This window comes from Streptomyces sp. CY-1, assembly GCF_047218265.1.
Taxonomy (GTDB): Bacteria; Actinomycetota; Actinomycetes; order Streptomycetales; family Streptomycetaceae; genus Streptomyces; species Streptomyces niphimycinicus.
Genome location: NZ_CP178393.1, coordinates 9608938 through 9620892, shown reverse-complemented (window position 1 = coordinate 9620892; position 11955 = coordinate 9608938). Strand labels below are relative to the sequence as shown.

The 11955-nt window shown below is 72.4% G+C and carries 13 protein-coding genes; 5 read left to right on the top strand and 8 right to left on the bottom strand.

Translation table 11 applies throughout. The annotated features are described in order from the left end of the window. The first annotated feature begins 42 nt into the window (after positions 1-42). Positions 43-1098 (top strand): NAD-dependent epimerase/dehydratase family protein, encoded by a 1056-nt coding sequence (locus tag ACK1X7_RS41455; RefSeq protein ID WP_385148879.1) that lies wholly within the window; start codon positions 43-45, stop codon positions 1096-1098. 78 nt (positions 1099-1176) lie between these two features. Here ACK1X7_RS41455 and ACK1X7_RS41450 read toward each other — a convergent pair whose 3' ends face one another. From ACK1X7_RS41450 to ACK1X7_RS41420, 7 genes are all read right to left on the bottom strand, one after another. Then, entirely contained in the window at positions 1177-2829 is a 1653-nt protein-coding gene (locus ACK1X7_RS41450; RefSeq protein ID WP_390794072.1) for an alpha/beta hydrolase, read from the bottom strand. A gap of 129 nt (positions 2830-2958) precedes the next feature. Further along, on the bottom strand, positions 2959-3930 hold the full coding sequence (locus ACK1X7_RS41445; protein ID WP_385148873.1) for an urease accessory protein UreD: 972 nt from the start codon (positions 3928-3930) through the stop codon (positions 2959-2961). Then, positions 3927-4619 (bottom strand): urease accessory protein UreG, encoded by a 693-nt coding sequence (gene ureG / locus ACK1X7_RS41440; RefSeq protein WP_385148870.1) that lies wholly within the window; start codon positions 4617-4619, stop codon positions 3927-3929. Before ureG ends, ACK1X7_RS41445 begins: the two co-directional genes overlap by 4 nt. 67 nt (positions 4620-4686) lie before the next feature. Next, complete coding sequence (locus ACK1X7_RS41435) at positions 4687-5391, bottom strand: urease accessory protein UreF (RefSeq protein ID WP_413116474.1); 705 nt, start codon at positions 5389-5391, stop codon at positions 4687-4689. A gap of 670 nt (positions 5392-6061) precedes the next feature. Continuing rightward, complete coding sequence (locus ACK1X7_RS41430) at positions 6062-7783, bottom strand: urease subunit alpha (RefSeq protein ID WP_390794069.1); 1722 nt, start codon at positions 7781-7783, stop codon at positions 6062-6064. After that, positions 7776-8087: an urease subunit beta gene (locus ACK1X7_RS41425; protein ID WP_361505987.1), complete on the bottom strand. Its 312-nt coding sequence runs from the start codon at positions 8085-8087 to the stop codon at positions 7776-7778. The genes ACK1X7_RS41430 and ACK1X7_RS41425 overlap by 8 nt, the downstream gene beginning before the upstream one ends. 15 nt (positions 8088-8102) lie before the next feature. Then, a complete protein-coding gene (locus tag ACK1X7_RS41420) occupies positions 8103-8405 on the bottom strand; it encodes an urease subunit gamma (protein ID WP_059145814.1) in 303 nt (100 codons plus the stop codon). 323 nt (positions 8406-8728) lie between these two features. Here ACK1X7_RS41420 and ACK1X7_RS41415 point away from each other — a divergent pair, with 323 nt between their 5' ends. Further along, positions 8729-9679, top strand: a complete 951-nt coding sequence (locus ACK1X7_RS41415; RefSeq protein WP_216344296.1) for a M28 family metallopeptidase — start codon at positions 8729-8731, stop codon at positions 9677-9679. Positions 9680-9727: 48 nt separating this feature from the next. On the opposite strand, the gene ACK1X7_RS41410 is transcribed toward ACK1X7_RS41415, so the two are convergent. Continuing rightward, positions 9728-10042, bottom strand: a complete 315-nt coding sequence (locus ACK1X7_RS41410; protein ID WP_385113461.1) for a type II toxin-antitoxin system Phd/YefM family antitoxin — start codon at positions 10040-10042, stop codon at positions 9728-9730. A gap of 84 nt (positions 10043-10126) precedes the next feature. Here ACK1X7_RS41410 and ACK1X7_RS41405 point away from each other — a divergent pair, with 84 nt between their 5' ends. The 3 genes from ACK1X7_RS41405 (at position 10127) to ACK1X7_RS41395 (ending at position 11942) form a co-directional block, all read left to right on the top strand. Further along, the gene (locus ACK1X7_RS41405; RefSeq protein WP_385148857.1) at positions 10127-10762 is read left to right on the top strand and encodes an ATP-dependent Clp protease proteolytic subunit; all 636 of its coding nucleotides are present in this window, start codon (positions 10127-10129) and stop codon (positions 10760-10762) included. Between the two features lie 5 nt (positions 10763-10767). Further along, the gene (locus ACK1X7_RS41400) at positions 10768-11076 is read left to right on the top strand and encodes a hypothetical protein (protein ID WP_385148854.1); all 309 of its coding nucleotides are present in this window, start codon (positions 10768-10770) and stop codon (positions 11074-11076) included. A gap of 392 nt (positions 11077-11468) precedes the next feature. Next, positions 11469-11942, top strand: coding sequence for a C40 family peptidase (locus ACK1X7_RS41395; protein WP_385148851.1), 474 nt, complete (start codon positions 11469-11471; stop codon positions 11940-11942). The last annotated feature ends 13 nt before the right edge of the window (positions 11943-11955 follow it).

Sequence of the window (11955 nt, the reverse complement as noted above, 5' to 3'; positions counted from 1 at the left end):
GGAGTCTGGGCAACGTGGCGGCCGGGCCCGTAGCGTCCCGGCATGACCACTGGCAGTGCATGTGTGATCGGGGCGACGGGGCAGATCGGCCGGGCGGCGGTGCGCGCGCTCGCCGCCGAGGGATGGCGGGTGCGGGCCGCCTCGCGCGGCGGGGGCCGTGACGAGAGCTGGCCCGCCTCCGTGGTGAGCGTGGCGGTGGACCGGGACGACGACGCCGCGGTGGCCGCGCTGATCGGGGACGGCTGCGATGTGGTGCTGGACTGCGTCGCCTACGGGCAGGCGCACGCACAGCAGTTGCTGGGGCTCGCGGACCGCATCGGATCGGCGGTGGTGATGTCCACCGGGGCGGTGTACGAGGACGACCAGGGCCGGGGCTTCGGGACCCAGGACCAGCCGGACGGCGCCCCGCGCTATCCCATGCCGCTCCCCGAGTCCCAGCGCACCGTCCCGCCGGGCGAGGGCTACGGCGGCCGGAAGGTCGCGCTGGAGCGGGAGCTGCTGGCCGCCGGGGACCGGCTGCCGACGACCCTGCTGCGCGCGGGGGCGATCCACGGCCCGTACTGCCGTACACCCCGTGAGCTGTACTTCGTCAAACGGGCGCTGGACGGGCGGCCGGTGCGGATTCTGGCGTACGGCGGCCGCAGCCGGTTCCATCCGGTGCATGTCGACAACATCGCGGAGCTGGTGCGGCTGGCCGCCCACCGGCCCGGTTCACGGGTGCTCAACGCGGGCGATCCGCAGGCTCCGACGGTCGCCGACATCGCCACCGCCGTGGACGCGGTGCTGGGGGTGCGCGGTGAGCTGGTGCTGATCGACGGGGAGCCGCCGCATCCGCATATCGGCAGCACCCCCTGGAGCCTGGCCCATCCGCTCGTCTACGACATGTCCGCCGCCGAACGGGAGTTGGGCTACCGCCCGGTGACCGGCTACCTGGAATCGCTGCCGGCGACCGTCGCCTGGCTCGCCGACCGGCTGGCGGCCACCCCGGACTGGCGCACCGCCTTCCCCGACATGGCGGCCGCCTACGACCCGATGGCCGATCTGTTCGACTACGCGGCCGAGGACGCGTGGCTGCGGAGCGGCGGCCACACGCCCTGATCGCTCGGGGGAAACGGCGCCGGGCCCGTGCGGGGAACGCACGGGCCCGGCCCTTCACCACATACCGCTTCTCGTCGACTACTTGACGAGGGCGGCGGCCTCCTTGGCGGCCTTCGCGGCCTTGGCGGCCTTGGCGGACGCACCCGACTTCGCGGGCACCGGCGTGGCGTGCGGAGCGCAGGTCACGTCCTTGGCGTCCACCGTGCCCTTGAGCAGGTAGGCGTCCACCCGGTCGTTGACACACGGGTTGACCAGACCGGTGACCCCGTGCGAACCGGCGTCCTTCTCGGTGACCAGACGCGAACCCTTCAGCCGCTTGTGCAGCTCCACCGCGCCGTCGTACGGGGTCGCGGCGTCACGGGTGCTCTGCACGATCAGCGTCTCGGGCAGCCCCTTGGCGGCCCCCACCTCCAGCGGGGTGTGCTGCTTGGCACCCCAGGTGGCGCACGGCAGGTTCATCCAGGCGTTGGACCAGGTCAGGAAGGGGTAGTCGCGGTGGAGCCGGGTGTTGTCCCGGTCCCACTTCGCCCAACTGGTCGGCCACTTGGCGTCGGCGCACTCAACAGCGGTGTAGACGGCGTTGCTGTTCTCCGAGGCGATGTTGCCCGCGGTGTCGGACATGTCCGGGCCCGCGGCCTCGACCAGCGCCTTCTCATCACCGGCGAGGTAGTCGCTCCACACCTGGGCGACCGTGGCCCACGACGAGTCGTAGTACGGAGCGCTCTGGAAGAACGCGAGCAGCTCGGCCGGGCCCACGACCCCGCCGATGGGGCTCTTCTTGGCGGCCGCGCGCAGCGTCTCCCACTGCTTCTGGACCTTCGCGGGGGTGTCGCCGATGTGGTAGGCGGCGTCGTTCTTGGCGACCCATGCCTTCCAGTCGTTCCAGCGCATCTCGAAGGCGACGTCCTGGTCCAGGTTGGCCTGGTACCAGATCTTCTCCCGCGAGGGGTTGACCACGCTGTCCACGATCAGCCGGCGCACATGGGTCGGGAAGAGCGTCGCGTAGACGCCGCCGATGTAGGTGCCGTAGGACACGCCCAGGTAGTTGAGCTTCTTGTCGCCGAGCGCGGCCCGGATGACGTCGATGTCACGGGCGGTGTTGGGCGTCGTCATCTGCGGCAGCATCCAGCCGCTGCGCTCCTTGCAGCCCTCGGCGTACTCCCGGGCCAGCTTGCGCTGGACGCGCTTGTCCGCCTCGCTGTCGGGCACCGGGTCCAGCTTCGGGGCCTTGACGGACTCCTGCGGGTCCACGCAGGAGATGGCCGTGGAGTGACCCACCCCGCGCGGGTCGAAGCCGACGAAGTCGTACGCCTTCGAAGTCTTCGTCCACAGCGGGTTCTTGTTGGTGACCCGGGTCGGGAAGCGCAGCCCGGAGCCGCCGGGCCCGCCCGGGTTGTAGATCAGCGAACCCTGCCGCTCGGAGGCGGTGCCGGTGTTGCCGATCCGGTCCACCGCGAGCTTGATGGTGCGGCCGTTCGGCTTGGCGTAGTCGAGCGGGACGGTGACATAGCCGCACTGGATGGGCTTCGCGAGCCCCCAGTCGGCCGGGCAGTCCGCCCAGTCGATGCCCTGCTTCGCGGCCTTGGCCGCGGCCACCGCCACGCCACGCGCCTCGGCGGCCCCACCGGGCGTCCGCTCCGAGGCCCCAGCCGTGGGGGCGGCCAGCGCACCGGTTATCAGCGCCCCGGTGATCACACCACCGGCCACGCCGAAGAGTGCTGTGCGTCTCACGTAGTAATCCCCCTGCTTATGTTGCGCCGCCTGGAGCGGCGATGATCACAGAGTGTCAGGCAGGATTCTTCTGTCTTGCTTACCGCCGAGTACAGGGCAAACCGCCGTTTCTTTATCAAGACGTGAACATCAGCCCACGGCCGCGGCCGCCTCATCGAGGGCGCGACGGAGCTGGAGCGCGTCCGGGGCCACGGCGGTGGCCAGGGCGGCGGGGCCGGTCAGTGGCGTGAGAACGGCGGTCCCGGAGAGGGCGCGGGGAGCGAGGGGGCCGGTGGCGCAGGACGGGTCGTAGGGCGGGTCATCGGACGAGTCGTTGGACGGATCGTAGGACGGATCGACGACAAGGAGCTGGCCCACCGCGCGGTGACCGCCGAGCACCGCCCCACCGTCCCAGCCGGGGGCGCCGGGCCCGTACGACAGCTCCTGGTCGAGGAGGGGCCGCCCGGCGCGGTGGACGGTGAGGCGGGCCGTCAGATGGCCCGGGGATTCGCCGGTACGGCCCAGGATCTGCTCCTCGCGGAGCACCAGGCGGGCGGTGGGGGCGAGTTCGACCCGGGTGGTCATGCGCAGATCGCTGCCCTGGGCGGAGATCAGGGGCTCGGGCAGCCAGTGCAGGGTCGCGCCGTCGGCGACGGTCAGCCGGATCTCGTAGTGCGCGGACCGGCCCGTCCGCCCGGGCAGGGCGATGGTGGCCGCGGTGGAACCGATGTGCAGCCGGGCGCCCGGTCCGGCCGTCGCCTCCAGAGCGATGCGATCCCCGCCGAGGGGCGCGCTCATGGCCCCGACCACGGTGACCCGCGCCTCCCCACCCACGGCCCGCGTGCGGCGCAGGGCGAGCGGCCCGTCCCCGACGAGTACGGGCAACGCGGTACCGCCACGCCCGTCGGCCTCGGCGAGGATGCGGGCGGTGGCCTGTAGGGCGGTGGTTGGGGCGGCTGGGGCGGCTGGGGTGCGCGGGGCGCGCCCCGTGCCCGGGGCTTCGCGCGCCGAGCCGCGCCCGGACGTACGCGGCGCGGGGTGCGGCCGTGGCCCGCCCACCGTGGCCGGGCCACCCGCCCACGGCGGCTCCGCGCGGGCCGCCGCGTCCGGGGCGGACGTCATGCCGCCGCCGTCCAGGCGGCCAGGCGTGCGCGGACCCAGTCGGCGACGGGGCGGACGCCGTCCTCGGCGACCAGGGAGGTGAAGGCGACGGGGAGTTCACCGCGCTGGGCCTTGGCGTCGCGGGCCATGCGCTCCAGGTCGGAGCCGACGTACGGAGCGAGGTCGGTCTTGTTGACGACGAGCAGATCCGCGGTGGTCACGCCGGGGCCGCCCTTACGGGGGATGTCGTCGCCGCCCGCGACATCGATGACGAACACCTGCGCGTCGACCAGGCCCTTGGAGAAGGTGGCGGTGAGGTTGTCACCGCCGGACTCGACGAGGATCAGATCGAGCGGGCCCAGGGTCTCCTCGAGCTCCTCGACCGCCTCCAAATTAGCCGAGATGTCATCGCGGATCGCCGTGTGCGGGCAGGCTCCGGTCTCCACGGCGGTGATGCGCTCGGCGGGCAGTACGGCGTTGCGCAGCAGGAACTCGGCGTCCTCGCGCGTGTAGATGTCATTGGTGACGACGGCGATGGAGAGCTGGTCGCGCAGCGCCCGGCACAGCGCGGCGACGGTCGCGGTCTTGCCCGAGCCCACCGGCCCGCCGAGGCCGATGCGCAGCGCCCGGCGGGTGCCGTCGGGGCGGTGGGGGTCGGCGGCGCCGTAGGTGTGGCGCGGCGGGTAGGTGTCCGCGTGGTCGAGATGCATGACGGCTCCGGTGCTCCAACGGGGTGCGGGGGGATACGGGTCGCTCGGGTCGCTGCCTCGGTCACGGTCAGGAGGCGAAGAGGCGTACGGACCAGGTGGCGTGCTGTTCGGCGGCGATGTCGAGCAGGGGTGCGGAGGCGGCGGGCAGCGCGTACGGGCCCTCGTCGAGGGCGCGCCGCGCCGCGTTGGCGGCCCGCGCCGCGACCTGGTCGAGTTCGGGGGCGAGGCGGGCGAGGACGGCGGTGGCGTCGAAGGGGTCCAGGCTCAGCAGCCGTACGGCGGCGGTCGCGGGCCCGCTCACCGCCTCGTACCCGGCGGCGTACGCGGCGTCCCGCGGCCCGAGTCCGGCGGCGCGCGCGACGAGTCCGAGCACCACGGGCTGATGCGCCCCGCGCGGCCGGGCCGCGGCCAGGGCGTCCAGCTCGGGCGACGGCCAGGTGGCGCGGGCGGCACGCATCAACTGGCGGCCGAGCCGCCGGGCGGTGGTGCGCAGCGCGGAGGCGGGGGTACGGGCGTCCGCCGCCTCGTCCAGCACGAGCGGGTCGAGCCCGGCGGCGGCAGCGGCGGCGAGCCCGGCCGCGGTGAGCCCGGCAGTGTGCAACCGCCCCCGGCAGAACGCCTCCAGGGAGGCCGCATCACGGATCCGCCCCGCCGCGACGGCGCCTTCGGCGCCGCCGGAGTGGGCATGGCCTCCGGCGGGGAACCGACCATCGGCAAGGACGAGCAACGCGGCGACCCCACCACGGGCTCCGCCCCGGACTACACCGGGCACCTCACCCCGAACCCCGCCGGGGGTGTCGCCCCGAACCCCACCAGGCACCTCTCTCCGGGCCTCACTGGACGCTTCACCCTGAACCCCGCCAGGGACGTCGCCCCAGACCCCACCGGACGCTTCATTACGGACCCCACAGGATGCTTCGCCCCTGGCCTTTCCGCGGGCTCCGCCCTTCACTCCGCCAGGGGGCTCGCAGCCCTCACCACGGGCTTCACCCCAGACCCCACCGGGCGCATCACCACGGACCCCGCCGGGCGCATCACCACGGACCCCGCCGGGCACTTTGCCCCGGGCCCCACCGGACAGTTCACCCCCAACCCCACCGGGCAGTTCGCCGCGAACCCCACCACGGGCTTCGCCCTGAACCCCGCCACCAGCTTCGCCCTCAACCGCACCGGGGGCCACAGCCCCGGCCCCGGGCCGGCCACGCATGCCCCGTTGCCCCGCGCCCGCCGCTCGCCCGAGAGCTGCGCCTTCCGCCGTCTGACGGGCCTGATCCGGGCCGCCAAGCGGCGGAGTGGCGGGGGTCCAGGGGGCGGCGTCCCCTGGTTGCGGGAAGGGGCGGGGTGGGGGAGAGTCCGCCGACCGGCCACCCGTGGCCGCGCCGCCGCGGCCATCCCCGGGAGTGGGCGGCGGCGGGATCTCGTTCCTGGTCATGACGGTCCCGTCAGAAGAGGAAGTACCGCTGGGCCATGGGCAGTTCCCCCGCCGGGGCGGGTTCCACGGGCTCGCCGTCGATCGTCACCGTGAACGTATCGGGGTCGACCTCGACCCGCGGCAGGGCGTCGTTCTCCCGCATGTCCCCCTTCGTGACCCCTCGCGTGGAGCGGATGGGGGCGAACCGCTTGCCGAGCGCCAGCCGGTCCACCAGCCCGTCGTCCAGCGCCGCCTGGGTCACGAAGTTGACCGAGCCCGTGGCCGCCGCGCGGCCGAGCGCGCCGAACATGGGGCGCGGCAGGACCGGTTGCGGGGTCGGGATGGAGGCGTTGGCGTCGCCCATCTGCGCGTAGGCGATCTGTCCGCCCTTGATCACCAATTGCGGTTTGACGCCGAAGAACGCCGGGTCCCACAGCACCAGGTCGGCCAGCTTCCCCGGCTCCACCGAGCCGATCTCCCCGTCGAGGCCCTGGGCGACCGCCGGATTGATGGTGTATTTGGCGACATAGCGACGTGCCCGGTGGTTGTCGGCGCGGCCGTCCCCGGCCAACGCCCCGCGCCGCCGTTTCATCACATGCGCGGTCTGCCAGGTGCGCAGCACCACCTCGCCGATCCGTCCCATGGCCTGGGAGTCGGAGGAGATGATCGAGATCGCGCCGAGGTCGTGCAGTACGTCCTCGGCGGCGATGGTGCTGGGCCGGATGCGGGATTCGGCGAAGGCGAGGTCCTCGGGGACGGCCGGGTTGAGGTGGTGGCAGACCATCAGCATGTCGAGGTGTTCCTCGACGGTGTTGACGGTGTGCGGACGGGTCGGATTGGTGGAGCTGGGCAGCACATTCGGCTGGGAGACCACGGTGATGATGTCGGGTGCGTGCCCGCCGCCCGCGCCCTCGGTGTGATACGCGTGCACGGAGCGCCCGGCGATGGCGGCGAGGGTGTCGCCGACGAAGCCCGCCTCGTTGAGGGTGTCGGTGTGGATGGCGAGCTGGGCGCCGCTCTCCTCGCAGACGCCGAGGCAGGCGTCGATGGCGGCGGGGGTCGCCCCCCAGTCCTCATGGATCTTGAAGCCGAGGGCTCCGCCGCGCAGTTGGGACCACATCGCCTCGCGCGAGACGGTGTTGCCCTTGCCGAGCAGTCCGATGTTGACCGGATATCCCTCCAGCGCCTCGAACATCCGGGCGAGATGCCAGGGGCCGGGGGTGATGGTGGTGGCCTTGGTGCCCTCGGCGGGGCCGGTGCCGCCGCCGACGAGGGTGGTGATCCCGGAGCAGAGCGCCTGCTCGACGAGGGTCGGGGAGATGAAGTGGACATGGGCGTCGATGGCGCCCGCGGTGAGGATCCTGCCGTTGCCCGCGATGACCTCGGTCTCGGGCCCGATGACGAGGTCGGGGTGGACGCCGTCCATGGTGTCGGGGTTCCCGGCCTTGCCGATGCCGGTGATACGGCCGTCACGCAGGCCGATATCCGCCTTGACGACGCCCCAGTGGTCGAGGACGACCGCGCCGGTGATCACGGTGTCGGGGGTGCCCTCGGCGCGGGTGGCGCGGGACTGGCCCATGGATTCGCGGATCACCTTGCCGCCGCCGAAGACCGCCTCGTCCCCGGCCCGGCCGGGTCCGCCGCCGCGGTCCTCCTCGATCTCGATGAACAGGTCGGTGTCGGCGAGCCGGATACGGTCCCCGGTGGTGGGGCCGAAGAGATCGGCGTACGCCGCGCGGTGGAGCTCAGTCATCGAGCCGTCCTCCCGTCTCCCCGCGCAGCCCCGGCACGATCCGCTCCCCCGCGATCGGGATCAGGGCGACCTCGACGGGAATGCCGGGTTCGAAGCGCACGGCGGTGCCCGCGGCGATGTTCAGCCGCTTGCCGCGGGCGGCGGCGCGGTCGAAGTCGAGGCCGGGGTTGGCCTCGGCGAAGTGGTAGTGGGAGCCGATCTGGACGGGCCGGTCGGCGGCGTTGAGCACGGTGAGCCGGGTGACGGGCCGCCCCTCGTTGAGGGTCACCGGCTCATCGGCGTGGCGGATCTCTCCGGGGATCACGGATACGCCCTCCCGTCAGGCGATCGGCTGATGGACGGTGACCAGCTTGGTGCCGTCGGGGAAGGTGGCCTCGACCTGGACGTCGTGGAGCATCTCGGGGACGCCCTCCATGACCTCGTCGCGGGTGAGCACCTGGCGGCCGGAGGCCATCAGCTCGGCGACGCCGCGGCCGTCCCGGGCCCCCTCCAGGATGTGGGCGGTGATCAGCGCCGTCGCCTCGGGGTGGTTGAGGAGTACGCCCCGGGCCCGTCGCTTCTCGGCCACGTCGGCGGCCACATGGATGAGCAGACGTTCCTGCTCATGTGGGGTCAATCGCATGCTTCCCACCTCATCCCCCCCATCTTCGTACCGCCCGGCGGAAACCACCCGCTAGCACGTCCGGAGCGGCTCGCACCCGGACTGAGCAGGCTAGTTCCGTGGCGTTTCGTCAGCGTTAACTGATCAGTCCCCCATCGCCGCTGGTCAAGACGGTCGGACGGGCCTCGGACAGGCTCCGGCCCGGCACCCGATTTCCGCTCGGCGGACCTCTGTGTCCGCCTATCGCACTTGACGGCCCCGCCGCGTACCCCCGATTCTCATCACCGCACCACCATGATTCACCTGTTCCGCTCCAACCCCCCACATCACAACGGAGCCCAACTGTGAAGCGAATAGTGTCATTTCGCCGCGGTACCCTCGCGGCGGCAACCGGTGCCGCGCTCACCGCGGCCCTGCTGACCGGCGCCTCCGGCGCCGAGGCCACCAACAACAAGGCCGCGGCCCCCGACGTGGACGTCGCGGCGGTCAAGGCCGATCTGGGCGAACTTCAGTCCATCGCCGACGCCAACGGCGGCAACCGCGCCCATGGCCGGCCCGGCTACCAGAAGTCCGTGGACTTCATCAAGGGCAAGCTGGACGCGGCCGGATTCACCACCTCCGTCCAGGAGTTCACCTCCGGCGGCAAGAAGGGCTACAACCTCATCGCCGACTGGAAGGGCGGCTCCGAGGACAAGGTCGTGATGGCCGGATCGCATCTCGACTCGGTCGAGGCCGGCCCCGGCATCAACGACAACGGTTCCGGCTCGGCCGCGATCCTCGAGGTCGCGCTCGCCGTGGCCAAGGCCGACCTCCAGCCCACCAAGCATCTGCGGTTCGCCTGGTGGGGCGACGAGGAGGACGGCATGGTCGGCTCGACGCACTACGTCGACAGCCTGGCGGACGGCGACAAGTCGAAGATCGACTCCTATCTCAACTTCGACATGCTCGGCTCCCCCAACCCGGGCTACTTCGTCTATGACGACGACCCCGAGCTGGAGAAGGTCTTCACCGACTGGTACGGCGCGAAGAACATCTCCACCGACCCGGAGACCGAGGGCGACGGCCGCTCGGACCACGCCCCGTTCAAGGACGCGGGAGTGCGGGTCGGCGGTCTGTTCACCGGTGCCGAGGCCACCATGAGCCAGGAGCAGGCCGACAAGTGGGGCGGCAAGGCGGGCGAGGCGTTCGACCCGTGCTACCACTCCGCCTGTGACAAGACGTCGAACATCGACGACAAGGCGCTGGACCTGAACACCGACGCCATCGCCAACGCGATCTGGACGCTCAGCTCCTGACGAGCATCCCAGCACCCGACCGGCGCTGAGCCGGTCCCGTCCCGTCCGTCACTTCTCGCGGCCCGGACGCCGATCCCCGGCGTCCGGGCCGTTGTGTTCCGCCGCGATGCCGAAGCGCCGCCGTTCACCCGGAGCGGACGAGGTGGGGCGCGTCGCCGACACGGTACTGATCACCTGCTCCTCCGCGCGCTCCTCCGCGTCCGCCTCGATCTCCTCAAGCCGCCGCAGGTCAGCGGCGGACACCAGGGCGACAAGCGGCTTCCCGTGGCGCGTGACGACCACCCTCTCGCCGCCGTACACCACGCGGTTGATCAGCTCCGCGAGCTCTGCACGGGCTTGCGTCACCGGAATCTCGTAAGCCATGCTCCCATCATATCGGGATGTACATCCTGTACATTTTTTACGGAGCCAAGCCAACGACGCCCGACGACGCCGAGAGGTGACGCGATGGAACGATCGACCGCGCGCTATGTCCTGCCCGAATTCACCGAGCGCACCAGCTCGGGGACGCACACCATGGACCCGTACTCCAAGCTGCTCTCCGAGCGCATCGTCTTCCTCGGCACCCCCATCGACGACACCGCCGCCAACGATGTGATCGCGCAGCTCATCCATCTCGAGCACGCCGCGCCCGACCAGGACATCTCGCTCTACATCAACTCGCCCGGCGGCTCGTTCGGGGCCATGACGGCGGTCTACGACACCCTGCGCTTCATCTCCTGCGACATCGAGACGATCTGCCTGGGCCAGGCCGCCTCGGCCGCCGCCGTACTGCTGGCCGCCGGCACCCCGGGCAAGCGGCTGGCCCTGCCGGGCGCGCGGATCCTCATCCACCAGGCCGCGTTCGCCGAGCCGGTCGAGGGCACCACCTCCGATCTCGAGATCCAGGCGAATGAGCTGCGGCGCACCCAGGAGACGCTCGAGCAGATGCTGGTGCGGCACACCGGGCAGAGCGCCGAGCGGATCCGGGCCGATATCGACCGCGACAAGATCTTCGATGCCCAGGGCGCGGTGGCGTACGGGCTGGTGGACCAGGTCACCCAGAGCCGTAAGCGGCCGGGCGCGCCACTGCGGGCGAGGTGAGCGGGGTGCTGCCACCGGAGCTGCCCCCGCTGCCCGCGCTCACCCGCGCGGAGGGGGGCGTCGTGGACGGCTATCTGGACGTGGTCGATCTGCTGGGCCGGATCAACCCGGCGCGCGGCCGCGACACCTACGGCGGTCTGCGGGCCGCCCAGGCCCTGGTGGGGAAGGCCACCGCGCTGCGGGACGCGCTGGCGCTGATGCATGAGCGCGGGGAGAGCGAGCTGCACGCCGCGACCCTGGCCCGGGCGCTGCGGGTGCTGGACGGGGAGCGGCGCGCGGAGCGGGTCACGCTGCCCCCGGCGCTGCGCGCCTGAGACGCGCCCGCCGGAAGCGCGGGGCAGCCGCCCCTCGCGGACGCGGGGCCGTCGCCCGCCGGGAGCGCGGATCCGTCGCCCGTCGGTACCCGGAGCCGTCACCCGAACGGCGGAGTGGGATTCCGGCGGCCCGGGCGGGCCCGGCTTGCGGCCCGGAGGCGCCCCGGGTCCGCGCCCCGTCCGCCCCACCACGCCTCGGCGCGGCCATTCGCGCAGGTCACGGACGTGGGTGGGGCGGCAGGCATCACCCGAACGGCCCCGCCGTGACCACCGTCACACCGCGCCCTCTCGACTCGGAACCCGCGGCGCGGCTGCGTGACCATCCCAGGGGACGGACGACAGGACTCCGCCACCGCACCGGGGCGGAGTCGGCCCACGAAGGGTGGCGCGTGATGTCTGAGCACATACGTATCCCCAGGATGTTCTCGCGAGCGAGCGCCGTCTCAGCCCTCACCGTCGCCGCTGTGGGGGGCACCGTGGCGGCCCCGGGGTATCCACCGGAGGCCGAGGCCGCGACCGTCGCGGCCAAGGCGCTGCGGATCGCGGCGTCGAAGAAGGGCGCACCGTACAAGTACGGGGCCCAGGGGCCCAGGCGCTTCGACTGCTCCGGGCTGACGCTGTACGCCTACAAGCGGGCCGGGAAGCGGCTGCCGCGCACCGCGGCCGCGCAGTACAACCGGACCCGCCACATCAAGGCCGGTTCCCGCAAGGGCGGGGACCTGGTGTTCTTCCACTCCGGGAGCGGGGTCTACCACGTCGGCCTGTACGCGGGCGGCGGCCGGATCTGGCACGCCCCCAAGACCGGCACGGTGGTGCGGCTGGAGCGGATCTGGACCAAGAAGGTCTGGTACGGACATGTGCGCTGACCCCGCCGTAGGT